Source organism: Cellvibrio sp. GW822-FHT04B05, from assembly GCF_058800985.1.
Genome location: NZ_JBXAMU010000003.1, coordinates 170121 through 195554, shown reverse-complemented (window position 1 = coordinate 195554; position 25434 = coordinate 170121). Strand labels below are relative to the sequence as shown.

The 25434-nt window shown below is 45.0% G+C and carries 17 protein-coding genes; 16 read left to right on the top strand and 1 reads right to left on the bottom strand.

Features of this window, described 5'->3' with window-relative positions; genetic code table 11:
- Window positions 1-4626, bottom strand: a complete 4626-nt coding sequence (locus AC1RJL_RS10820) for an RHS repeat-associated core domain-containing protein (RefSeq protein ID WP_492913811.1) — start codon at window positions 4624-4626, stop codon at window positions 1-3.
- A gap of 172 nt (window positions 4627-4798) precedes the next feature.
- Between AC1RJL_RS10820 and dmeF the strand changes: the two genes are divergently transcribed.
- The 16 genes from dmeF to AC1RJL_RS10740 all read left to right on the top strand — a co-directional run bounded on the left by dmeF (window position 4799) and on the right by AC1RJL_RS10740 (window position 25428).
- The gene (dmeF, locus tag AC1RJL_RS10815) at window positions 4799-5731 is read left to right on the top strand and encodes a CDF family Co(II)/Ni(II) efflux transporter DmeF (protein ID WP_492913809.1); all 933 of its coding nucleotides are present in this window, start codon (window positions 4799-4801) and stop codon (window positions 5729-5731) included.
- A gap of 171 nt (window positions 5732-5902) precedes the next feature.
- The gene (locus AC1RJL_RS10810; RefSeq protein WP_492913807.1) at window positions 5903-6478 is read left to right on the top strand and encodes a Pvc16 family protein; all 576 of its coding nucleotides are present in this window, start codon (window positions 5903-5905) and stop codon (window positions 6476-6478) included.
- A 15-nt stretch (window positions 6479-6493) separates the two neighbouring features.
- The gene (locus AC1RJL_RS10805) at window positions 6494-7303 is read left to right on the top strand and encodes a hypothetical protein (protein WP_492913805.1); all 810 of its coding nucleotides are present in this window, start codon (window positions 6494-6496) and stop codon (window positions 7301-7303) included.
- A 17-nt stretch (window positions 7304-7320) separates the two neighbouring features.
- Window positions 7321-8967 (top strand): phage tail sheath family protein, encoded by a 1647-nt coding sequence (locus tag AC1RJL_RS10800; protein ID WP_492913803.1) that lies wholly within the window; start codon window positions 7321-7323, stop codon window positions 8965-8967.
- Window positions 8968-9094: 127 nt separating this feature from the next.
- Entirely contained in the window at window positions 9095-9553 is a 459-nt protein-coding gene (locus AC1RJL_RS10795; RefSeq protein ID WP_435783885.1) for a phage tail protein, read from the top strand.
- A 22-nt stretch (window positions 9554-9575) separates the two neighbouring features.
- Complete coding sequence (locus tag AC1RJL_RS10790) at window positions 9576-10058, top strand: phage tail protein (protein WP_492913799.1); 483 nt, start codon at window positions 9576-9578, stop codon at window positions 10056-10058.
- A 36-nt stretch (window positions 10059-10094) separates the two neighbouring features.
- Window positions 10095-10283: a DUF5908 family protein gene (locus tag AC1RJL_RS10785; RefSeq protein WP_492913797.1), complete on the top strand. Its 189-nt coding sequence runs from the start codon at window positions 10095-10097 to the stop codon at window positions 10281-10283.
- 3 nt (window positions 10284-10286) lie between these two features.
- Window positions 10287-10964, top strand: coding sequence for a CIS tube protein (locus AC1RJL_RS10780; RefSeq protein WP_492913794.1), 678 nt, complete (start codon window positions 10287-10289; stop codon window positions 10962-10964).
- 4 nt (window positions 10965-10968) lie between these two features.
- Complete coding sequence (gene vgrG, locus AC1RJL_RS10775; protein WP_492913792.1) at window positions 10969-12759, top strand: type VI secretion system tip protein VgrG; 1791 nt, start codon at window positions 10969-10971, stop codon at window positions 12757-12759.
- A 44-nt stretch (window positions 12760-12803) separates the two neighbouring features.
- Window positions 12804-13094, top strand: a complete 291-nt coding sequence (locus tag AC1RJL_RS10770; RefSeq protein WP_492913790.1) for a PAAR domain-containing protein — start codon at window positions 12804-12806, stop codon at window positions 13092-13094.
- Window positions 13095-13137: 43 nt separating this feature from the next.
- The gene (locus AC1RJL_RS10765; protein ID WP_492913788.1) at window positions 13138-13545 is read left to right on the top strand and encodes a GPW/gp25 family protein; all 408 of its coding nucleotides are present in this window, start codon (window positions 13138-13140) and stop codon (window positions 13543-13545) included.
- A gap of 48 nt (window positions 13546-13593) precedes the next feature.
- A complete protein-coding gene (locus AC1RJL_RS10760) occupies window positions 13594-17415 on the top strand; it encodes a baseplate J/gp47 family protein (RefSeq protein ID WP_492913786.1) in 3822 nt (1273 codons plus the stop codon).
- 12 nt (window positions 17416-17427) lie between these two features.
- Window positions 17428-18207 (top strand): hypothetical protein, encoded by a 780-nt coding sequence (locus AC1RJL_RS10755; protein WP_492913784.1) that lies wholly within the window; start codon window positions 17428-17430, stop codon window positions 18205-18207.
- Window positions 18208-18223: 16 nt separating this feature from the next.
- The gene (locus tag AC1RJL_RS10750) at window positions 18224-18571 is read left to right on the top strand and encodes a hypothetical protein (RefSeq protein ID WP_492913782.1); all 348 of its coding nucleotides are present in this window, start codon (window positions 18224-18226) and stop codon (window positions 18569-18571) included.
- The gene (locus AC1RJL_RS10745; RefSeq protein WP_492913780.1) at window positions 18568-21114 is read left to right on the top strand and encodes a baseplate wedge protein; all 2547 of its coding nucleotides are present in this window, start codon (window positions 18568-18570) and stop codon (window positions 21112-21114) included. Before AC1RJL_RS10750 ends, AC1RJL_RS10745 begins: the two co-directional genes overlap by 4 nt.
- 3 nt (window positions 21115-21117) lie before the next feature.
- Complete coding sequence (locus AC1RJL_RS10740; protein WP_492913778.1) at window positions 21118-25428, top strand: contractile injection system tape measure protein; 4311 nt, start codon at window positions 21118-21120, stop codon at window positions 25426-25428.
- Window positions 25429-25434: the final 6 nt, after the last annotated feature.

The following is a 25434-nucleotide window of genomic DNA, read 5'->3' as shown; positions in this document are numbered from 1 at the left end:
TTACCAACCTGGTAAATTTTGACTTGGTCTATCTGGATAGCACATGCAAGTTTGAGGATTTTGATTCCATGCAATTGAGTGCCAATATCCATTTGAATGTCCGTGCCCTGGTTCGTTTATTGGCCACATTTGATTCGGGGGACAAGGTAAGCATTTTCCCTCGCAGTCACGACCCGGATTGAAAGGCTTAGCTTGAACAGGATCTTGGTTTGCTCTGCTCTCCACTACACTATTGTTATCAGGGCAGACAATTTGCGCAACCATATAACCAGTAGCCGCTCCCACTCCCGCTCCAGCAGCTGCACCTACAGCAGATCCAGGTATTGCACCTACACCAAACCCAGCTAACCCAGCGGTTCCACCTATACCTGCTCCCCATTGCCCACCAATTGCAGTACCTGCTGCAGTGTATTGAATTACACAGCCTGGCTTAGGTGCCAAACCAAGAGGATCTGAATATCTTAGTGGATTATTTAAAGCGTAAGCGTAGGTATTGATACCACCTCGTAAACCAATCCGATCAGATTGAATGTATCTACCGATTGACGGGTCATAATCCCGAAAGTAGTTGTAATACAGCCCAGTCTCACCATCAAAATACTGTCCCGGAAAGCGACTAAACACTTCAATACTATTACTCGCATTTGCAGCGACTTTACCAAAGGGCTCGTAATCACCCATCCAGACTACCTGCTGGCTTTGGTTGGTAATGACTTGCGGTGTATTCAAATGATCGTTGTGGATGTAGTAAATCGAGGTGCCATTTACCAACGCAATTTGTTGATTGCCCCAATAAATATATTCACGCAGCGTAACACCCGCGCCGTTAAGTACTGCGATCAACTGACCGGATTCATCATAGTAATAAAGCTCCTTTGATCCATCAGGAAGCGTTTTGGATACTCGCTGCCCCAACGGATTGTAAGTATAGGTTGCCGCCTGAATACTGTTGACGCTGACACTGCTTAAACGATTGGCATTATTAAAACTATAAGTTTGCGTGCTGTTATCATCAGCTGTCCGTTGGATAGGATTACCCGCTGCATCATAGGTGAAATTGCGATTACCGCTGGCACGTGTAATACCAGTAAGGCGATTGCTGGTGGTTTGATACGTGTAAGTATTGCTCACGCTGTTGCGTGTTTCATTGAGGCGATTACCCACAGCATCGTAACCATAACTTAAATTACCGTAGCCACCATTCGCAGTGAGCAAACGATTCAATGCATCGTAACTAAAGCTTTGATTATTTGAGTTGTTGAGAGTATTAACAATGCTGGTGATGTTGTTAACAGGATCATAACCATAGGTGCGATTGAGCAAACCACCGACTTGAATTTCGGTGAGGCGGTAATCCTGGTCAAAAGTTTGGTTATGAGTCAGGTTGTTACCGTAGGTATAAGTATTGGCGGGACCGAAAGGCAAATAGCTAACAGCATTAATCAGTGTTTGCGCTGGAGCAGCTGCATTCGCTCTGGTGGCAATACTGCTGATACGACCAGTGGTATCTAATACATAATTAATTTCTCTTCCGGATGGATAAGTGATACTGGTGAGATTGCCAGCAGCATCGTAACCGTATTGTATTGATACAAAAGTATTGGCAGCTTGCGCATATTTTTTGGTAATTAACCCTTGTGGATTGTATTCAAAATCCAAACGGGTTGTGCTGGTAACAATACTGGTCAAGCGACCTATGCCATAATTTCCATTTGCAGTCGCATCATACCCATAGGTGATATCTTCTGATGGTGCCGCAGGATATTGAATGGTAGATAAACGATTGAGCGCATCATAACTGTAATTCACCACCACACTACGGGCATCAGTACTGCTGGTTCGATTACCGGCTGTATCATAAACAAATGTTGTTGTGCCGGTATCCGGACTGGTTTGGGAAACCAAATCACCAAATGCATTGTAGATATAAGTGGTGGCATTATTGCGCGCATCTTTTACTTGCGTCAGATTACCCTGTGCATCGTAACTAAAATCGGTTTTACCGTTAAGGGCATCAGTAGTACGAGTTAACCGATCCAATGGATCGATAGTATGGCTGGTAGTTTTGGTATTAGCATCTACTTCACCTGTTAGATTACCTTTGGCATCATATAAATAAGTGCTGCCTTGATTATTACTATTCAAGGTATTTTGAACGCGAGATAAAGCATCATAGACATGCTGTTTGGTATAAGTAACTGTGTTACTCGCGTTAGTTATACGTTCAAAACGCAGATTGCTTTCGCCATCGTATTCATAATTGATTTTTTCGCCGAGAGAATTCTCTACTGCTATCAACCTTTTAGCCAAATCATAGTGATAAGTTGTGGTCACACCATTAGGCAACACACTGCCAATGCGGTTACCATTTAAATCATAAGTATGCGTTGTTGTCGCGCCAGCAATAGTTTGTGAGAGTACCCGGCCACGGGCATCGTAAGTAAATTCGGTTTCAACACCGTTGGCATCCTGCATTTGCAGTAAACGGCCATTGCGATCATAGCGAGTGAAATGTGTTGTATGACCCAATGCATTGGTAATTTGTTTTAAATCACCGAGCGTCCAATCCGTTGTTGTGGTTTCATAATATTCACGTGTCTCATCCGGCGTACCCGTCGCTGTGCGAGCAAAGGTTAACTGCTGCCCGTTGGCGTTGTAAGTATAAAACTCATGGCGTGCCGCCAAAGCATTATCCAGTGTTGCATTAACACCGGCAGCACCATTGGTGTCCGTAGTACCTTGCTGTACCTTATGGCAGAGCAAAGGTGTAGATGTAGGCGCACAATTGGTAATTTGGCTATTGTTAAATGGATCTATATCGCCGTTATAAATAAAGGTAGTAATTAACTTTGGTTCTGCTTTCTTCACTGGTTTGCGATATTGGCTGTGCCATTGGGTGGTAATTTTGTGTGCACCAGCTACTAACGTGGCATTAACGGGAAGGTAATCTGTATTATTATTTTTGGGGATACCCTCAACCCTTACTGTTTCCAATGCACGGGTAGCGTCGTAGGCAAATTGGGTTTTATGGTCGTTGAAATTGGCTTCAGTTTTCTTCAAGCCATCAGCGTAATAAGTTGCTGATTGCATTGCTGCTGCACAACCGCTACCTGCCGGTTGAGTAGTGCGGGTTACCAATCTACTACCATCACTTAGATTATTGAAGTAATACTGTCTTTGTGAATTTAGACCATCTGTCACAGTTGTTGGATTTCCATACAAAAAAGACCTCTTGAATGAATCCAAAGCACCCTCTGTTGATATAGCCTTACGATTTTTGTATTTGTAGGTACCTATACGATTTCCTTCAGCATTTAATTTTCCAGTTAACATTTTAAAAGTATTTTCACCAACAATATAATTTACTTCGTTATACAAATAACTAATACTTTCACCATTTGACCACGTAACTTTTTTCAACAGAGAAAAATCTATAGCATTTTCATCTGTGCCATACGTATAGGATACTTCTTGACCATTTGGTATCTTAATAAGTGACAGGCGACCATAAATGTCATAAATATAAATAAGTTTTCGACCTAAATGATCCTGTTGTGAAATAAGTTTATTGTTTGAGTAAATATAATTAATAGAACCACCAGTATTAAATTCCTTTTTAATAAGCACACCAGAGTCGGAAAAATAAAAGACATCTCCTTTTGCATCAATAAATTTCCACTTTTCAATTTCACCAGATAATAAAGGCAAGCGAATTAATTGTAATTGAGTACCCATTATTCCATCAGCAGTAAAAATATTATTGTTTTCCACAAATCGGTAGCGTTTATGACCTATAGTTAGAAAAACAATATTATTGGCAGTTGCATTGATAAAATTTACAGTGGCAAGGTAATTCGATGAAACCAAACCCATAGGGTTATTAGGATCTAAACTATAACGAGTTCTAGTGCTAAAAATACTGTATCCACTCAACATAGATGATGTCGAATCTGCCAGCACATAGGAGAGCTTGTATTGTTCCTGCAACTGCCAACCTATATCTTGATTTATATAATTCCTTTCTATTTTTAGAGAACCATCAGCTGTTTCAAAATCAACTTCACTTTCAAATTTATCACCTGTTCCTATATTGATAGGATTTCCATCAGCAGGACATGAAATTTGTTCTAGTTTTCTGCAGTACATTTGACGACTATTTGCACCAGATAAGACATTTGTAATTAAATCAAATCCAAAAGGGCATTCTTTTTCCAATAGAATTGCGCTATACGCTATTGACGATGTAGTTTGAGACTGCACATTTCCATCTCGGTCTTTATAGTAAGAAATTTGTTCAGTTTGAATGTCATATAAATGAGGGGTTCCATTCATTAAAACCGCTTGACTATTAACCATATGTGATGTAATGCGACTTGTATCGCAGCTTGAAAATGAGACGGAGAGACATTTGTTCAATCTTATTTCAGCCGCTGAATTATAATTTGATACCAACTCACCGATAGAATTTGCGGAACGTCCTCCCATAGAAAAATATTGACTTGGCGCAGTAGTAATTTCTGCCGCAAAAATGTTTCCGATTGAAAGTAGGCATACAATTAACAGCACAATTATATTTTGTAGCAAATACATAAAAACTCCATATTTTCTAATTAAATTAATATCCAAAAAGTATAAGATTTTCGCCTTAACGAGGGCAGCCTTAACAAAAGTTACTACCCTGTGAAACGAAATTTTTAGAAGCCTACCCATTTCGACTGTATTTAATCAGTGCAGGCTAATATCTGTTTGAGTTGATATACTGGCGTCATTGCAACTCTAGCGCAAGGTAGACTCAATTATGTTACAACAAGTCCTCACCAAAACCTGCCACCACCCCATCCCCACTCAAACCAATCCGCTTGCTGAAAAAAACACACTGCGCGCATTAATACTCACTGCGGTAATGATGTTGATCGAAATTATCGGTGGTTGGTATTACAACTCCATGGCGCTACTCGCCGACGGTTGGCATATGAGCTCCCACGTGGTTGCGCTTGGGTTGGCGTTGTTTACCTATATCGTTGCGCGCAAGCTGGTGGCGGATGGCCGCTTTAGTTTCGGGGTGTGGAAAATCGAAGTGCTCGGCGGTTACACCAGTGCGATTTTATTGTTGCTGGTGGCGGTGATGATGTTTTATCACTCGGTGGAGCGAGTCATTAATCCTGCGCAAATTCATTATAACGAGGCAATTACCCTTGCAATTGTAGGGCTATTGGTGAATGTGGTTTGCGCCTGGTTATTAAAAGATGGGCATCACCATCATCACGACCATGATCATTCTCACGATCATAACCACAGTCATGGACATGAAGATTTAAATTTGCGTGCAGCTTATATGCATGTGGTAGCTGATGCTGCCACATCGGTACTCGCGATCATTGCATTATTCGGCGGAAAGTGGTTTGGTGCCGATTGGCTTGATCCGGTGATGGGCATTGTCGGTGGTGTATTAGTAGCAGTATGGGCAATAGGTTTGCTGCGCACCAGTGGTCGCGCATTGCTGGATGCAGAAATGGATGCGCCGGTAGTAGAAGAGATTCGTGAAGTCATTGCGGCGAGTCCGGAGCCTGCACAGATTCGCGATTTGCATGTGTGGCGAGTTGGACGCAACCAATATGCTTGCGTACTCTCTTTAACAACACAAACGAATATCAATGCAGAATTTTTCAAACAACAATTACAAGTTCATGAAGAGTTGGTTCATATCACTGTTGAAATTAGTAAAAGCTGAGTATAAAAAACCATCGGTTTTTATCTTGTTGTAATACGCTGTAATAAAATTTGTCGCCAAAATCAACACAAACCTTTTTATGCCTGCGTAGGTTTTAAAAAAATAACAAGATAAAAAAAATTTTGTGCTAACATCTTTTCAACATAACGATAACACCGGTCAGGAGTTCAGGTGATCCAGGCTGCTCTCAGTCATTTAGCGAATCAGTTGAATGCTTATCTCAAACGCACTAATAATCTCACTGAAGATATTGTGGTAGTTTCGAGTTTAATAGAGAGTGATGGCAGTGCTGCACCACATACGAATAATAAATTAGTCTTACTCCTGACTAATATTGAAAAAGACACAGTGCCGCAATCAAATACATCACGCGCCGCCGGATTTGACGGTCGCACTTTGGTTGGAAGCCGGTCGGTTCATTTAAATTTATCGGTCATATTGGCAGCGAATTTCAGTGGCAGTAATTATGCTGAAGCGCTGAAGTTTATTTCCAAAGCAATTGCTTTTTTTCAGATGCAGCCGGTGTTTGACAAACACTCATCACCGGATCTGGACTCCCGCATCGATAAACTCGTATTGGATATCGAGAACCTGAATATTCAGGATTTAAGTAATCTGTGGGGTTTGTTGGGCGGGAAGTACCTTCCCTCCGTGTATTACCGTGTGCGCATGGTAACCATCAATCCTGATAACGTATTGGCGCAAGTGCCCCTGGCAACGCAGCCGCAGAGTGATGTTCGCAGTTAATTCGGGTAACCGGCTATGGCCCATTTCAAACCCATTTTCACACTGGATGTTGAACATACTTTTTTTGCCGATGGGCGCTGTACCAATTTGATATTTGTGCCGACCCCGCTTACGCGGCGAGTGTTGCAGCAATATCAATTGTTGGTAAAAAAAAATGAAACCGGTTTTTCGATTATTGCCGACCAGGAATTTTCGGTGCCTTTTGACGATGATGCAGTGCTCCGTTTTGAGGCGTTCGCACAAGATCCCTATTTCGGATTTTACACCGCGGAAGCAAAAGGCCGGACGCAGCCACTGTATTGCACAACCAAAAATATTACTGCAGATAACACCGGTCTTGTGATCAGTAATGAACAACCGGCAGAATCGGAACGTCGTGATATCCGGTCGGCAAAGCCGGGAACAAAAACACCACTGTTAGTAGTGGATGTTGAATTAAATAGCAATGAATTCTTGTCGGCGCTGCAAAATGCGGTGCCGGTGGTGTGTACTATTCAATTTAATACACGCGATATTTATTGGAAGTATTATTTTTTTGGCGAACTTGCGAAATCGGATTTGGACATCCATGATCTTAGTTCGCAAGCGACAGTTGAATTCTATCCAAGTGATGAACCTGTCGCACGAAATGGCAAAGCGTTTATTTCGCAACATCCGATTGCGATGAGCAGCGAACCGAAACAGCGCTTTCAGTTAAAAGATAAAAATAACTCGGGCAAGATCCTGATCAAGCGTTTACCCAACGCAGGAGTTAACTTGATCGGCAAGAGCAGGGACCTCAGGGGGCAGCAGATCCTTGTTGCAGAAATTTATGTAAATCAATAGCACTTAAAGGAAAGAATATGGCTGGCGCGTACAAAACTCCCGGTGTCTACATTCTCGAAAAAGACGCTTTTCCCAACTCCGTTGTTGAAGTAGCTACCGCCGTTCCGGCGTTTGTTGGCTACACGGAATTTGCCGATAACAAAGGCAAAAGCCTGCTCAACAAACCTTGGCGTATTTCTTCAATGGCTGAATTTATCAGTTACTTTGGAGGCCCGCCGCCAGCCACGTTTACTATCTCCCGCAAGGGCAGTGCAGCACCTACACCCGCTGTTTTTGTTGCTTCGCCCGGCGCGTCGGATGATGAAAAGACAATCGCAACCGAAATTAATAATGCTCGCCAGGCGGTTGCTGCAATTGCCGGTGTAGATAAAAATTCCGATGCATTCAGCGGCGCCGATGAAGATTTTTCCATCGGCAAAGACGATAAATTTTTCCTCTCGCTTGAAGGCTCCTACTACTTGCTGTATCGCAGCATGATGCTGTTTTTCCAAAACGGCGGCGGCGCCTGCTACGTTGTTTCGGTAGGCGGCTACGACAACAGCATTGAAGAAGCTGAATTGTCTGAAGGCATCCAACTGCTGAAGAAAGAGCAAGAGCCAACGATGTTGGTGATTCCCGATGCAGTATCCCTGGCCGCTGCAGATTGCTACAAGTTGCAGCAAACCATGGTTGCCCACTGTGGTTATGAGATGAAAAACCGCTTTGCTATCCTCGATGTGTTTGGGGGTTTCATGGATAACCGCGACAATTCATGCATTGATGATTTCCGCAACAAAATGGCTACCAACTTTCCGGCCTACAGCGCAGTTTATTACCCTTGGTTGAATAGCTCTGTTGTTCCGGTGAGTGAATTGTCATTCCGTAATATCCACGCAGACAGTCTGGCTGATGTGGTGAGCCTGTTGACCCAGGAAGTGCGCGAGACAATTGCCTCCCTGAAAAAACAGGAAAGTATCATTACTGAAATCAAAAAATTGCCCGATACACCGAACAAAAGCAGCGCAGAAAATAATGAACTGCATAAAACCCTCAGTGCAGTTTGTCCGCTGTACAACAAAATTCTCGCCGGCTTGCAGCACAAGCTTAATCTTTTGCCGCCGAGTGCGGCAATGGCTGGTATTTACACCATGGTGGATAACACCCGCGGGGTATGGAAAGCGCCGGCGAACGTCAGTTTGAGCGCAGTATCTTCACCGACAGTGAATATCAATCACGAGGAGCAAGAAGACCTCAACGTGAATACCGCCGGTAAATCAGTGAATGCAATTCGTACGTTTATCGGCGAAGGCACTTTGGTATGGGGCGCGCGTACCCTCGACGGCAATAGTCTCGATTGGCGCTACGTGAATGTGCGCCGGACGATGATTATGTTGGAGGAGTCGGTAAAACTTGCCAGCAAAGCTTATGTATTTGAGCCAAACGTTGCCAATACCTGGGTCACCATCAAAAGTATGATTAGTAATTTCCTTACCGGTGTTTGGAAGCGTGGCGGTTTGGCCGGTTCAAGTCCTGAAGATGCATTCAGTGTGCATGTCGGTTTGGGCGAGACCATGACTGCTGAAGATATCCTCGAAGGGATTTTACGTGTGACGGTATTGGTTGCCCTGAGCCGTCCAGCGGAATTTATCGAGATTACCTTCCAGCAGCAGATGCAAAAATCTTAAGTGTTTATCGGTATTGCTGAATAACGTTAACGCGAGGTTTTTGTAACCGATTGCCAGCACTATTGCGCTGGCAAGCATGGACTTCGCACATTTTTTACCCCATAGATAAATTAAGGTAGAGATTACTATGGCAGAAGACGGCTCAACACAATCAGCCAATATTTGGCCACTACCCAAGTTTCACTTTGAAGTGAAATGGGATTCAAATGTTATGTCCTTCCAGGAAGTGAGTGGATTGGATATTCAATCGGAAGAAATTAAATATCGCTCGGGCGACAGCAAGCAGTTTTCCGTGATCAAAATGCCGGGTATGAAAAAATTCGGCAATGTGACCATGAAAAAAGGCGTGTTCAAGGGCGATAATAAATTTTGGGATTGGCTCAACCAAATTAAATTAAACACCATCAAACGTGTTCCTATCACCATTAGCCTGCTCGATGAGAGTAGTGCCCCTACAATGGTATGGACCCTGGCAAATGCCTGGCCGACAAAAATTTCCTCCACTGATTTAAAAGCAGAAGGAAATGAAGTAGCTATCGAAAGCATTGAAATTGTTCACGAAGGTTTAACCATTGCGAATAGCTAATGGTTGGAGTGTGCAATAACAAATGCCAGTAGCATCCACAGCAGCAAATACAGAAGGCGGTTTTTATCCGCCTTCTGCGTTTTATTTCAAAGTCGTTTTTGGCAACCGTGCCAATAGCCCGGATTCATCCTTCCAGGATGTCTCGGGTATATCCAGCGAGATGTCGACGGAAGAAGTACCCGAAGGGGGAGAGAATCGTTTTGTGCATAAATTGCCGACAGCGATTAAACATCCGAACCTGGAATTAAAGCGCGGTATAGCGCCCAGCACATCGCCGTTGGTCATCTGGTGTCAATCGGTAATGGAGCGGGGGTTTATCGAGAAGATTGAACCACAAACTATCCGTGTTTATTTATTGGATGAAAAAGCCCAGCCATTACGCGGTTGGGTATTCGTCAATGCATTTCCGGTGAAGTGGGAAGTTGATGGCTTTAATTCAACGAAAAATGAAGTGGCAATTGAGAAAATAACCTTCAGTTATACCTATTCAAAACGCATTAAATAATTATCCCTTATTGTTAAAAATAGTTTGGATAGGAAAATGGCAATAGAAATTAAACAACTGGTTATTAAATCCACCGTGGTGGATGAAGATGACGATATACATGGAGTGTATGGACAGGAGCGTAGGCAAGACAGGGATGCCATGAATGATAATATCAAACACGAAATATTGAGCGAATGTCGTCGCTTGATCGTGGAAATGCTCAGCGATAAAGGGCTGCGTTAAATCATGACTTCCGCCAATGGCACTAAAATAAAATTAACAATATCGCCCTGTGATGTCGCCGATGGCATCGCCACTGTAAACGGTGATCCCGCATTTGAAGCACTGATAAACCCCGCCGGTTATACGCACAGTTCATCGATTGTGTACGCTGAAAATCAGGCATTCGGTCCCGGCAGCGAAAAAAAATATTCCAAATCCAACCCCGATAAAATCCAATTCAAAGAAATGGTATTGGATAGTACTGGTGTTGTGGAAGGCACGCAGAGCAGCGTGCGCGAACAGATCGCCCTGCTGCGCAAAGTAGTTTACGACTACAATGGTTCCGAGCATGAACCGCCAGTGGTAGAAGTTTCCTGGGGGCCGCTTTTATTCAAGGCGCGCATGGAAGCGCTGAAAGTAAATTACACCTTGTTCAAGCCCAGCGGTGAACCGCTGCGTGCAAAAATGGATCTGGTTTTTACTGCATACAAAAGTACTGAAGAAGTATTCCGTGAATCGAGCCTTGAATCACCTGATTTAACCCATCTGGTAGAAGTCAAAGCGGGCGATACCTTGCCGATGCTTTGCTATCAAATTTATAAAGACAGCTCTTATTACCTCGCCGTTGCACGCCTTAACCAACTCAACAATTTCCGCCGGCTACAGCCCGGTCAGTTGTTACGTTTTCCTCCCTTGGTGTAATGCAATGGCTGACTCTCCCTTACTCGCTTCTGGTGGTGTAATTAAGCTGGATGTTCTGGTGAATGGCAGCGTTATATCTAACGAATTTGAAGTGGTTTCCATAGACATAAGTTGCTGTGTTAATCGGATTAATACAGCAACCATTATATTTAATGATGGTGATATGCCGGAGGCAAAGTTTCCCGGCAGCGATAGTGCCACTTTTTTACCGGGTGCAGAAATTAATATTAAGGCAGGCTACGATACTGAAACAGCGGATATTTTCAGCGGAATTATTATTAAACACTCAGTAAAAATTAGTGGAAACAATGCGGCGCGTTTAATAGTTGAGTGTAAAGACAAAGCAATTGGCATGACGGTCGGGAGAAAAAATGCCAACTATATTGATAAAAAAGACAGCGACATTCTTACCAGCTTGATCGGTAATTGTGCCGGACTCTCGGCGGTTGTAACTGCAACGACATACCAGCATAAAGAACTGGTGCAGTTCTACTGTAGCGACTGGGATTTTATGCTGGCGCGCGCAGAAGCCAATGGCATGCTGATAATTCTGGATGCGGGACAAGTCACTATTGCTCCACCTGCTGTCAGCAGTGCGCCCGCGATTAAAGTCACCTACGGAATAGACATTATTGATTTCAATGCAGAATTGGACGCGCGCCATCAATTTAGCAGCGTAACCACTAATGGTTGGGATTTGGCGACGCAGCAGCTTGTACAACAAACTGCGACAACGGAATCCCTTACCGGTCAAGGTAACGTCGAAGCAGCTGCTCTGGCAAGTGTATTGGCGCTGAGTGATTTTCGCTTGCAAAGTACTACTCCGCAGGACACCAGTGCGCTCACTGCATGGGCCAAAGCACAACAATTAAAATCGGCACTTGCGCGTATTCGTGGACAGGTGAGTTTCCAAGGCAGTGCATTAGCCAAGCCCGGTGGATTAATCGAGCTTGCCGCTGTCGGCGAGCGGTTCAACGGCAATGCATTTATCAGCGCAGTGCATCATAGAATCAGTGATGGTAATTGGACGACACGCACTGAATTTGGCATGCATCCCAATTGGTTTACCGAAACTAATGAGTTGGAAGCGCCGCTGGCTGCTGGCCTTAATTCCGGTATTAATGGATTGCATGTGGGAACGGTGATGAAACTGGATGCTGATCCGGAAAGCCAACACCGTGTGCAAGTCTCTATTCCTGAAATGAGTGCCGAAACAGATGGCTTTTGGGCGCGGCTCGCCAACTTTTACAGCTCCAATAGTTTTGGTGCGTTCTTTATTCCGGAAATTGGCGATGAAGTGGTGCTCGGTTTTTTTAACGATGATCCCTCGCATCCGGTCATTCTCGGCAGTGTCTACAGCAGCAAAAACGTACCGCCTTACGCGCTGGCCGCGGAGAACAATACCAAAGCTATTGTCACCCGCACCAAAATGAAAATGGAATTTGATGAAGATAAAAAAAATATCACCATCATTACGCCCGGCGCCAATAAAATTGTGATTAGTGATGATGGAAAATCCATCTTGTTGCAAGACCAAAATGACAACAAAGTCACGCTGGATTCCGCCGGCATCACGCTCGATAGCCCAAAAGATATTACGCTTAAAGCGCAAGGCAAAATTGTTATGACAGCGAGCAATAATATTGAGGCAACCGCACAGATGGATATCAAACAAACCGGATTAAATATCACCAGTACTGCCAACGTCGGTTTTACTGCCAAAGGCAGCGCGACGGCGGAAGTGTCTGCCTCGGGTACTACCACCATTAAAGGTGCGATGGTGCTAATCAATTAATGTGGTAACCCGATTTTATTTTTTAATGGACAGGAAATTAATGAATGCCACCCGCAGCACGAATTACTGACATGCATGCCTGCCCCATGTCCACTGGCCCGGTCCCCCATGTAGGAGGGCCGATTAGCGGCCCCTGTGTGCCCACGGTATTAATCGGCAGTTTGCCGGCAGCAGTGGTGGGTGATATGTGCGTTTGTGTTGGCCCGCCCGACTCTATCGTAAAAGGCTCGGCCACTGTAATGATCGGTGGTAAACCGGCGGCGCGCATGGGTGATACCACGGCTCACGGCGGCAATATTGTATTGGGTCTGCCAACCGTAATGATTGGTGGCTAATCAGATTAAACATGAGATTAAACCAAAGCTGCGAATACCCGCTATGAGCAATAAATCTTTTTTAGGCACAGGCTGGAGTTTTCCGCCGCAATTCACCAGCAAAGGATTGGTGACAGTAAATGCGGAACAGGATATCCATGAAAGCCTGCTGATTTTGTTATCCACCACACCGGGTGAGCGGGTCATGCAACCGATTTACGGTTGCGGTTTAAAAGCGCACGTATTTGATTCGCTCGACGAAAGAAGCTTCGCATTAATGCGCGATACGGTGGAAAAAGCGATTTTATTTTTCGAGCCGCGTGTCGTTGTTGAGCGTATCGATGTCAGTGATGATGACTATCGTGAAGGTAAAGTGCAAATTCATGTCCACTATCGGGTAAGGGCAACTAACAATCGCTACAACCTGGTATATCCGTTTTATTTTAATGAAGGCAGCAATGTCTCGCTTTAATATGAACGTTCATTTGCGCCTGCTGCCGGGCAGCCTGCGAGTGCAGCGATGAGCATTGCACGCATTGCCCGGACGGAGTCGCTGCTGCAGCTGCATGTCCGCGATGGCATGAGTCGGCAGCGTCGCTATTTGCCTGCGCTTGAACCGGGTTATTTCAATGTCGATGAAATGTCATTCGAACAGTTGCTCACGCAGATGCAGGATTATGCGCGGCTGGTAAAACTGCCCGGCGTAGAATTTTCACCCGAGGATATTGAGCACATATTATTTGCGCGCGATGAAATTGTGGTGATAGCGCAAATTCTCGCATTGAATGTGGATGATCTGGAGCGCCGTTTCAAAACTCGCCTGCAGCAGGAAATTGAAAGTGAAGAGTGGGCACTGAGCGAAGCGCAAAATCCGGCCTCGGTATTGGGTTTGGCGCGCATGCTGGACCGTTGGTTATGTCTGTTAAAACACCCGCAAAGTGATGCCGGTGAAAACCTGTACAGTTTGATTGAAAGTGTCATCCTTGGTCTAGCCAAAGAAATGTATCGGGTGCATGGCGTGATGCCTGAGCGGGTGAAACAATCCAATTATTTTTCCGCGCATTTTATGAATCTGATTACAACAGGCGATGAGTTGGATGAGCAGCGTGATGAAGGAAACCCAAATCCACATGTTGCGTTGAATATTCGCTCGCTATTTTCTTCACTGCTTAAAGCCGCTGATATGGTGCAAGTAGGCGCGCGGCAATTATTGCCGGAATCCATGCACAGCAAAAACCACGATCCCGCATTGGCATTGCGTGTTGCGTTTGTCACGCTCTACCAAAAATTACAGCAGCGGCTGAATCGCTTTACGCTGGATTTTATCGACTTCTACTTTACCCAGGTACTACAGGCCAAGCCGCGCCCGATAAAACCCGATAGTGTGTACCTTGTATTTCAACCCGGCGCCAAAGAGCGGGAAATATTTCTGCCAAAAGGTACAGAGTTTTTTGCCGGTATTGATAGTGCCAGCCGCGATATTGTGTACGCTTCTGACGATGATGTAACCATCAATGATGCACAAGTCGAACAGTTGTACAGCCTGTATTTTCCACGTTTCAATCTCGGCGTGCGCAATAGCCAGGGTACGCGGGAAACCCGCGAGAACACAAAAGCAAGCATGCGGGCGAGTGTTTCACTGGCGGAGGGCTGTTGGTTAAACGAAATCAATGCGCAACCCAAAGCTGAAAAAAAACAGCGCGACAAATTTATCGCACAGCCTTTTTTCGGTGCCGGTCGTCATGCGTTCGGCAGTGATGGTCGCGCAGGCGATTCAGCCTCTGTCGCACGTATCGGATTTGCTGTTGCCAGTAATGTACTGCTGCTGCGCGAAGGGCAGCGGCAAATTACTGTCGATCTGACGTTTGAAGACCTGCAGCGGCAGCCCTGGAGCAAGCTCAATAATATCCTCCGCCATTTGCCCAATATCAAAGACAGCATTGCCGATGATAAAGCCAAATTTTTTGCCTACTTCAGCAAATTATTTCAACTCAGCCTCACTACTGCCGAAGGTTGGTTAGCCATTGCAGAATATAAACCGGCATATCAGGCTACTGATTCATCGATAAAACCTAACACTATACGTTTGAGTTTTGTATTGCCGGAAAACACTCCGCCGATTTGCATTTACAAAACGGGTATTCATGGCGATCCCTTAACCACGGCATTACCGGTTTTGCGTTTCATTTTGAAAGAAAATTATTTGCAGTACCCTTACGATATTCTCAAACAGTTGGTACTGAAAGAAGTGCGCATCCAGGTGGATGTAAAAGGTTGTCACGATTTGCTGTTGCACAACAATATTGGCCAGCTCTCACCGCTTGCACCTTTCGCGCCATTTGGCCCAATGCCCGATGTCGGTTCCTACTTTATTGTTGGGCACGAAGAAACCCGCAGTAAACAACTGACCGCGTTGACTGTTGATGTTGAATGGAGCGGATTGCCTGCTTGCGCCGGCGGTTTTAAAACCTGGTATCGCGGTTATGCATTGCCAAAAGAAAATCATCAATTTGTTGCCAGCGTAAGTGTATTGGCAGATGGCCGCTGGCAACCGGCAGTAGCTGATGGTAATGGTACGCAATCACTGTTTAATTTTCCGTTGAAAAATGGCACCGCTCATCTGGTTGCTACAAAAACCTTATCGGCGAACAGTGCTATCCCTTTTTATAAGCCGCAAGACCAATACCAAGTCAAACGTCCGTTTAATTACTCACCCTTAACACGCTCCGGTTTATTTAAATTTACTTTGCAGGGGCCGCCCGGCGCATTTGGTCATCGCGAATATCCTACGCTGCTCGCAGAAGTGTTAACGCACAATACAAGGGCCAAGCATCCGCGGTTATCGCAGGTTCTTCCTAATTCCCCCTATACGCCGGAAATCAGTGCGATCCGGTTAAATTATTCCGCGGTGTCGACTATGACGCTCGCCGATACCGGCCGCGAAGATGATCCCTATTTCAAGGATCAGTTTTTCCATTTGCATCCACTCGGCTGGGAATCCATATCGCCCCTGCGTCATCCGCGCTTGTATTTACTGCCGCAATATCCGGATGACGGCTCGCTATTTATCGGCGTAGCGGCGAGCGATATACAGCAGTTGAGTTTGTATTTTCATTTGCAAAATAATTCGCTGCCATTGAGTGATGAGCTACTCGCTGAAACACAAGATGACGGTCGGGTGCGCACGCTAACGCCAGCAGCACTGGTGAGTTGGTCATACCTGAGTGACAACCAATGGCGGCCGTTAAACCCGCGTTATATTGTAAGTGATTCGACCGAGGGTTTTATGACCTCCGGTATTGTTACCTTGACCATGCCGGAAAAAATAACCATGGCTAATACCATTATGCCCGGTGGTTTATATTGGCTAAAAATCAGCGCAAATAAAGCGCTTAATCATTTTAGCGATGTGTTTTCGGTTTATGCACAAGCGGTAAAAGCCAGCTGGCGCTCCGGTGGCCACCCAGCTGCCGGACATCCGATGCAATTGCCGGCAGATACAATTAAACGCACACGCCAAACCATCGCCGGCCTTACCGGTGTGAGTCAAATCACCAGTTCGTCTGGCGGTGTGCCGGCAGAAGATCTCGCTCATTTACGCACGCGTATCAGCGAACGTCTGCGCCATAAAAATCGTGCACTGACTCCACTCGATTACGAAATGTTAATTCTGGAAAAATTTCCACACATTTATAAAGTGAAATGTTTCGCTAATTTGCGCAGTGATCCTTCGGCACCTGTTTGTCCCGGACGATTATTAATTATTCCTATTCCCCATCGCCATTTGAATGATGGCGATAATTTCAAACCTTATTTTGATGGCCACTTAATGTTGGCGATTAAAGAATTTATCCACCCCTTAACGCCTGGCGTGGTACAGGTTGCGGTGGAGAATCCGGTATACGAAGAAGTACAAGTGCGCTGCGCAGTGCAATTTAAAAAAGGCTTGCACATAGGGCGCCACCAAAATTTATTAAATCAGGCGCTCTGTGATTATCTCTCGCCCTGGTGTGAACTGGGTAACAATGTACATTTTGGCTGGAACGTGAATGAGCAGGAAATCAGGTCTTTTATTCACAACCTCGATTACATCGACTATGTAACTGATTTTTCGCTCTTGCGGATCGCACCGCAAACGGGTGGTTTATTTATTCTCGATGACACCGGTAGCGTAGAAGGTGACGAAAAATACCGCCAGACACTCAAGCCCACCTATGCCTGGAGCACCATGGTGCCACTGCAACACCATTACATCCAGACAATTGATCAACGCCAACAAATCCATGCTCAACGCACGGGTGTAGACGAACTGGAAGTGGGCAGCACTTTCATTATTCCCTAATAGGTCAGCACGATGGAAAAGCTAGATAGAAATGCGCTGAAAAATAAATTCAAAAAAGGAAAGATGCCGTCCGAGCAGGATTTTTCCAATTTGATTGATTCGATGGTCAATATCCTCGAAGAGGGATTCGATAAAACCAGTCGCGACGGTTTGAAAATTTCCCAGTTGATGGGTTCAGGCAGGCTATTCAGTTTTTATAAAAATATTGCCGTGGAAAGCCCGCAATGGTTTCTCGAACTGAGTACCAGTGAAAACAAATTGCATTTTGGTACACCTAATTGTCCGCGGGTATTAAGCCTCTATGCGCATAGTGATGATGCGGAAAGCAACTTGCGTGTTGCAGTCGGCATCAATAAAGAACACCCGCAAGCAACGCTGGATGTGGAGGGCACAATTGCATCCACCGGGCGCATGGGTAAGAGCGGCGAAATGGCAGCACCGGCTGACGGTGAGTGGCATGACATTACCAGCGCATTAACCGGTTGTGAGGCATTTGAAGTTGTCGCCGGTGTAGGTGGCCAGGATGCGGATGGAAAATACGCGTTGCTCCACGCAATCGCATTAAATACGTTTAATGGTAAAAGCAGCATCAACACCCAGGACGCACATTTCGGCAACAAATGTAACCGCATTGCATTGCGCTGGCAGCCCGTGCCAGAGCAAGGGCAATTTCACTTTAAATTACAAATGCGTGTGCAATGTTCCTACGGTAAAAGCATCTGGATCAAATATCACCTGACGCGTCTGTGGTTTGATCCGTTGATGCTAGAAAGCAATCAGGCACCGGAATAACAAAGTGAGTAATAGCATGACTGACGCTAACACGCGCGAATTGCACTTATATCTTACGTTGGAGCAAAGCAGCCTGGTTCTTGAAGCGCTGGTCGAGCGGCCGTTTAAATTGGTGTTTGAAATCATCGGCCAATTAAATCATCAGGCGCAACAATTTTATCAGGCAGATGCGGATCGCAATATGCCTGCGCTATTTATATTAACTCCTGCTGATTTCAGCCTGTGCATCCAATCACTGGGCGAATTACCTTACAACCGCGTCTGCCAATTGTTGAATAATTTGCACCAGCAATTGCAAACCCAGCATGTGGAACCAGCGACAAACAATAGAGCTGCGGTTGCAGCGCAGGGTGCTGAAAGATGAGTTCCTCCGAAGTAATTGCGCGCGCGCAACAAGATCCCGATGGTCTTGATTTTTCCAGTCTGCGTGCAGACGGAATTGCACGTGTGCAGGAGCTCGCCGGTAATATCTGGACGGATTACAACTTGCACGATCCGGGTGTAACTATTTTGGAACAACTTTGTTTTGGTTTAACCGAGTTGGCTTATCAAGCTAACGTGCCAGTCGCGGATTATCTCGCCAACGAGCGCGGCATGATTGATTTCAATCATTATGCACTCTACAAACCGCAAGACATCTTCCCTACTCGTCCGGTTACCGCGGAAGATTACTGCAAGCGCTTATTGGATGAAGTGCCGGAGATAGATGCGATTACGGTTGCCACCGCCGATCAACCCGGCAGTTACGGTGCCTGCCTCTATCAAATTTCAATAAAACTATTGGAGCCGCTTACCGGGCCGGCCTATACCGAAGAACAAAAGCAGCAAGTTGTACACACGGTGCAAAGTGTATTTGTTAAAAATCGCAATCTGGGTGAAGATCTCGACAGTGTAACGATTGAAGAAAGTGAACCTTGCTTTTTAAAAGGTGTGATTGAAACGAATGGCAAGCGCAATCACGCTGATATTTATGCCGATGTGTTTTTTCAGACAGCGCGGAAGATTTCCTCCAACATTCGTATGGAGCGCTACGAAACCCTCGCACAACAAGAAATGGATCTCGCGGATATTTTTACCGGGCCGCTCACCAGGCACGGCTATATCTACAGCGATGATTTAAATGCGCATGCGACGACCAAACCGCTGGAAGAGCTAAATGGATTGGTTGCCCAAATTGACGGTGTTAAAAAAGTATACCGGTTGGAACTGGTTGACAGCGAGGGTAAAAGGCTCGATACCCAGACCATCGACAAGTATTCTTTTTTCCTGAAGTTTCCGGAAGAGGTCGCACAGCAACAGTGGCTTAAAATTGATTTTAATCCGGGCAAGACGGCTGATCCTGCTGGCGTAGTAAAAGCGCGCGGTGAAACCGTTGAAAAATTAATGGAAGAAACCCGTCGTTCTCTGCAAAAGCTGGAATTTGAGTACCGCGCCTTTCGCAATAATAAAACCAACACTGCCAATTTTTACCCACTGCCCCAAGGCCGTCCTCATGGCCATTTTGGTTACTATTCAGTGCAGCATCATTTCCCGGTGGTTTACGGCATTAATGCAGCGGGTGTGCCGGGCAGTGAATCGATGGAGCGCAAAATACAGGCGCAGCAGCTCAAGTCCTATCTCTATCCCTTCGAGCAGTTGCTGGCAAATATGATGGTACACATCCAGAATTTGCAGCAACTCTTTAGTTTGCAAGAACAACCGAACCATAGTTATTTTGCGCAGTTTCTCGATAACCATAATATCCCGAACTTTGTTGGCCTTTATACGCATAACAATATCAGCCTGGCTGACATACAAGCCGTTCAGGCGCGCCATGATCCGGCTGCCGATCGAAAAAGTCGCGCACTGGATACCTTGTTGGCAATTTATGGCGAAGAGTTTTCGCAAGAAGCGCTATTGCATTTTAATTACTATCACCAGGAGCAGCCGGATTATTGGGCCATTGATAACAAAATGCGTTATCTGCTGCACCTGGTGGAAATCAGCAATAGCCGGTCAGGTGCATTTGATACCAGCGAAAGGCATTGGCAATCCAGTAATCTGAGCAGCCTGCATAAAAAATTAAATATTTTGCTCGGCATCCAACAACCGGACAGCCTTGTACCCTTGGCAAAAACTTTCAGGGCCAATCATATTAATCTGGTTAGCGACGAGCAGATCGGTCAACAGCTGAATGACGCCGACACAGCTGCACTTGAACAGCAAACAGTGCCCATACTCACGTCAAAGCAGCAACAAAAATTACAGCAATGGAATTACACACCCAATAAAGTCCTGACGTTAAGTCCTGCGATGATTACCGATGGCACCAGTATTGATGCCTATCGTCTGCGCGCCCACGAGCAAGGCGATCAGGTCGACGTCTATTTTTACTCCCATGCACAAAAACGCTGGATACCATTGAAAAAATCCGTCGAGCGTGACCGGGCTATCGCCTATGTGCACAAATTCAAAAAAATTATTACCGATATCAATGCAAGTTCGGAAGGTTTCTATTTGCTTGAGCATATTTTGCTGCGCGCACGCGCCAACTCAACCCGCAATCAAGCCCACAATCAAGATAGCACAGATGCCCATACAGATAATTTTTATAACTGCCGCTTGAGTTTTATTTTTCCAAAATGGACAGCGCGTTTCGCAAATCCGGCCTTCCGTCACTTTGCAGAAAAAACCGTGGCCAACCAATTGCCTGCGCATTTATTTCCACAGGTATTCTGGCTGAACCTCGCTGAGATGGAGGAATTTGAGAATTGCTACCAGCCCTGGCTGGAATACCTCCATGATTATGAACAGCAAAAGTTAACCGGCGAGCCGGATGCAAGTACAACAGCCACCCTTAATCAAGCCGCGCAAAAAGTACGTGATTGGCTTGAGCAACAAACGCCTTCTGCGGCCTACTGGATTTAAACCATGCAAGCCGAGCATCGCATCGATGACCTGATTATTGACTTGTCGTTTACGGCAACCAGGCTTGCTCGCCATGAAAAAGTAACACTCACTGAGTGGCTTAGCGATGATCTTTTACCAGCACTGGATCAACTATTCTCACATTTCTCGCCCGGCAAACAGATTCTACGTTTTGAAACTTTGGAATTTGATTTTGGCAACCTGGGCAGCCGCAACTATCAGCAACACATTCGCGAACAACTATTGGCACAATTTTTCCAGCTACTGCAATCGCACCTAATTGCATTGCCGTCAACTGATTCTGCACAACAGTTTTCTGCCCAAGATAACCAGCACTCCCAAGCTGCGTTGGCGCAAACTTTGGAGTATCTGGCAACCGGACAAATACGTGCGCATCGCAATAATAAAAATTCTGTTGCTCCATTGGCAGTAACACAGCAACAACGCAAGCGTCTATCTACGGATCAATCTGTTGCACAACAAGTGCCGGAAAAAAATCAGGAAATTGGAAAATCAGAAAGCGAAGCCGGGCAAGCATTAAGGTCTAACGAAGCAGTAACTCCGCCGGGAATTCATGAGCTGTTACTGGAGCAAGTATTAGCGCAGCACAATATTGCCGAACTATTACGGCAATTTCCCCAGCAACAAATTCTGGTTCAACGTTTGCTCAAACAATTTCCCGAACAGCAGCGGTTGGAGCTACTGCGACAATTAATACCGCAGCACATGGAAACCGTAATTGCGCTGTTGGATCTACTTCAATTTGCAGAAAGGAAATACTTTACACATTATTCTGCCAGCACTGCTGAAATAAATACCATCAGTAACGAGTTGTTGCACAATGTAATCTGGCAAGAACTTATTCTTAACGGCTTGGAAAATGAGCCTGGTGGAGAGAGTTTTTGGCTGGATAAAGTACTTAATAGAATCGCAGATGCATTAACACTCACAAAAAATCAGTTGCAGCAATATCTACTGGCAATCCAATTACCGGAGAGTACAACCGGAAACCTCTTGGTAAAACTGCAAAGCCAAATCGCACAACTAACAGCCAGTATCTTTCAGGTTGACACTTACCACATTGTCGGGGAAAGAAATACTACGGAAGATAATCAGTTAGAGTTAAACCAACAAAAAAATCCGGATTATTTACGCCAGTTAATTGCTACAGCATTCATTCGTGGTGATGCCAGTCAATTACTGGATGCCTGGCCACAGTTGGTAACACACGAACCACAGCGTATATCAGCGGCATTAAAACATTATTTAATAAGTGCAGAAATTCGTCAGCAGGTAATGCTGAATTTCCCTCTGGCAATGCAGGCGGCTATTGTTGCGCTATTGGCACCAGCGCTTAATCCGGTATTTTTACAGCTGCAAGATAAAGCAGGGCAGTTAATTGATGCAGCGCACAATCTATCAAGTAGTATCGGTAGCAATAAGGCAGATGCAACGGCATCATCTTCAGAGCAATTGCAACGTCGTTTATGGGAAATTGCGATTGGTTTGATACTTAATGGCAAAACTGAACATCCAAACATTGATTATCTCGCGAACGAAAATTTATTTGTAATGACATTGGCCGCCAGCTATGCCCAATTGAATTCAATTGATCCACAATCATTACAACAAAACTGGCTTGCGCTGCTGAATGGCCGACCCACAATAATTTCCTTAGATAATACTTCAGATAGTAGGGTAGATGGTTCATCCTTGTGTACTGCCGCACCAAACTATGGCAGCGAAACACCAGAGACCTATCAATCGAAAAAAATAGTACAAGAATATACAGGATATGTAACACAAGAAGATAATCTGCCTGTGATACGGGCAGATGAAAATGAGTTATTCGATATCAACAAAAATTCCGATGCAGAACAAAAATTACCTGCCATCGGACAAGGTAGTTTGACTAATATTAGCGATCATCAATTATTTGATTTGTGCTTACGTTTAAAAAGTGGTGCGCTGTTGTGGGCACAACTACCCCATGAAGTGGAATTATTGCGGCGCCTGATCAGCAGTTACATTCGCTTGGGTCACAGTGCTACAGCAGAAAACTGCGCCGATTTTGTTGCTGCCATCGATGCCCAAGCTGAAGCTACACAATCAATAATTAACTTTTATACAACAGTCTTACAGGTATTGATTGCAGATAAGCTAGTCGATCTTGAAGCGATAGCATTGCGCGTAAACAATGCTACTAATGAAGTACATCTGGATATTATTGCTGCCCGGTTGCAGCAGGGAAGCATTCAGCTTGAATCCCTTAATCTGGATCGCGACCGACTTGCCCAATTAATTGATATTTACGTTTATACAAGCAATTTTATCGCCAGGGATATGCAGGCTGAACTACTCGCCGCGATTCACCAACATGTACAGGAAATTGGCAGTACTGCCGCTTACTATCAAAAGGTATTACAACAACTTGTAGACGAAAAGGATTTGGACTTAAGTGCTATCGGGGAACAGTTAAGAAAAGACGATCAAGACCTAAAAACCATAGCCTCACACTCATCGGTAGACCTTGCACAAAGATTACCAGCGGAGACAGCCAAAATATCTGTACCCACAGTATCTGCTTCTAAAGCAACTGCCTTTGATACATCCAAAGCATCTATTTCTAAAGTATTTGTGCCTGATGTATCTGTAACCGATCCAGTTAAATTTCCAGCAACAGGACAGGAAACAATTGACAATCGATTAATTGACTCTAGGTTACCTTCACCAACGGAATTCAAATCTCCATCAATTTCACCGCTTAATGTGAGTGAGGTTGTGCAGTCAATTATGGCTGAGCCAGAATCAACTACTCGCTTGCAGCAATTGAATGTTAATAATGCACAATGGCAAGCGTTAGTTACTGAACTGATTCGACGAGGGAATCCACTTTTTTTGGATTCAGGCGATGAGTTTTTGCAGGCCATCAATAGCTTCTCGCGCAAGGCAATCAATACAAATATTTATTATCGATTGGTAACCAAAGCATTATTGGAGCAGCAACCAATTGACCTTGAAGCCTTTACGCAGGCAACAACCGATATTAGCAATCAACCGATTATTAAAAGCCGGACCAATAACGCCAACCTCACCGGTGATAATCCGGCCACAATCGAAAAACAATCTTTGCGGCCGGTAACGGCCGCCGCTAACCCAACAGAATCAGCGGTAGATTATTCACAATTAACAGGGAGTGACGAATCCTTGCGTAAGCCGGCAATTCCCCTGGCGCAACTATTGGCAGCAGAGCAGCCGTTGAATCAGGAACAATTATTAGCACTACAGCAGCAAATTACTATTTTATTTAATCATCCAAACCCGGAATTGCTTGCTGAGTGGTGTCAATTATTGATGGATGCACAACATTCACAGAAATTAGTGAATGCAGTACCTGCGCATCTACTACATAAAATTGTCATGCGTTTGCAGCCGGATCACTATGTCTGGCTCGACTCCGTCGTTAAGACCGTAATTGAAGCCTTGGCGCTATTGGTTACCGACATCAATAGCCTGATTATTAAACAAGTGAAATGGCAATTCATTTTTAACTACTTATTTGTACCCGATAACAGCAATAACATTAAAGGCGAAAATAATGCGCATGCTAGGGAGCTATCAAACGCATTGTGTGAACGACTTGCCGCAGCGTTGGGAATTGACGATGTGCAGCGGCTGATTAATTTAACACAGCGTCGAATTGCGTTGCTCAGGCCGCCTGCACAACAAAAGCCATCAATGCGCTTGCAAGATATTGTCACAACCTCTACGCATCAAAATAATGGATCTGCAACGCAATGGGATGCGGGGTTGCATATTAATAATGCCGGCCAGGTATTGGCAGCGGCATTCCTACCCCGTTTATTTTCCATACTGAATTTGATGAGTGATGGAAGGTTTATTGATCCTGGTGCGGCCGACAGAGCAATACACCTGTTGCAATTCATCGTCACTGGCGACAGCAAAACACCTGAATATGATTTGGTGTTGAATAAAATTTTATGCGGTGTCGGAACCAGTATTCCTATCAGTGCAGGAATTGACGTGACAGACCAGGAACAAATACTGATCGAGCAAATGCTTACCAGTATGATCCAGCACTGGAAAGTACTGGGCTCAACATCGATTGCCGGTTTGCGTGAAACTTTTTTTCAACGGCAAGGTTGGTTGATCCTGGAAGAAGATTGCTGGCGATTAAAAGTGAGGGAACAGACATTTGATCTTCTGCTCGACCGCCTGCCCTGGAGTATTAGCCTGATAAAACATGGATGGATGGATAAACCGGTGCGCGTTTCCTGGCGCAATGATTCCTGATTATCA

What these genes read in the sequence shown, in the direction of transcription:
- AC1RJL_RS10740 (WP_492913778.1), top strand. Translation starts at nt 21,118, where the DNA reads ATGCAAGCCGAGCATCGCATCGATGACCTGATTATTGACTTGTCGTTT.
- AC1RJL_RS10745 (WP_492913780.1), top strand. Translation starts at nt 18,568, where the DNA reads ATGAGTTCCTCCGAAGTAATTGCGCGCGCGCAACAAGATCCCGATGGT.
- AC1RJL_RS10750 (WP_492913782.1), top strand. Translation starts at nt 18,224, where the DNA reads ATGACTGACGCTAACACGCGCGAATTGCACTTATATCTTACGTTGGAG.
- dmeF (WP_492913809.1), top strand. Translation starts at nt 4,799, where the DNA reads ATGTTACAACAAGTCCTCACCAAAACCTGCCACCACCCCATCCCCACT.
- vgrG (WP_492913792.1), top strand. Translation starts at nt 10,969, where the DNA reads ATGGCTGACTCTCCCTTACTCGCTTCTGGTGGTGTAATTAAGCTGGAT.
- AC1RJL_RS10785 (WP_492913797.1), top strand. Translation starts at nt 10,095, where the DNA reads ATGGCAATAGAAATTAAACAACTGGTTATTAAATCCACCGTGGTGGAT.
- AC1RJL_RS10805 (WP_492913805.1), top strand. Translation starts at nt 6,494, where the DNA reads ATGGCCCATTTCAAACCCATTTTCACACTGGATGTTGAACATACTTTT.
- AC1RJL_RS10780 (WP_492913794.1), top strand. Translation starts at nt 10,287, where the DNA reads ATGACTTCCGCCAATGGCACTAAAATAAAATTAACAATATCGCCCTGT.
- AC1RJL_RS10755 (WP_492913784.1), top strand. Translation starts at nt 17,428, where the DNA reads ATGGAAAAGCTAGATAGAAATGCGCTGAAAAATAAATTCAAAAAAGGA.
- AC1RJL_RS10770 (WP_492913790.1), top strand. Translation starts at nt 12,804, where the DNA reads ATGCCACCCGCAGCACGAATTACTGACATGCATGCCTGCCCCATGTCC.
- AC1RJL_RS10765 (WP_492913788.1), top strand. Translation starts at nt 13,138, where the DNA reads ATGAGCAATAAATCTTTTTTAGGCACAGGCTGGAGTTTTCCGCCGCAA.
- AC1RJL_RS10790 (WP_492913799.1), top strand. Translation starts at nt 9,576, where the DNA reads ATGCCAGTAGCATCCACAGCAGCAAATACAGAAGGCGGTTTTTATCCG.
- AC1RJL_RS10795 (WP_435783885.1), top strand. Translation starts at nt 9,095, where the DNA reads ATGGCAGAAGACGGCTCAACACAATCAGCCAATATTTGGCCACTACCC.
- AC1RJL_RS10760 (WP_492913786.1), top strand. Translation starts at nt 13,594, where the DNA reads ATGAGCATTGCACGCATTGCCCGGACGGAGTCGCTGCTGCAGCTGCAT.
- AC1RJL_RS10800 (WP_492913803.1), top strand. Translation starts at nt 7,321, where the DNA reads ATGGCTGGCGCGTACAAAACTCCCGGTGTCTACATTCTCGAAAAAGAC.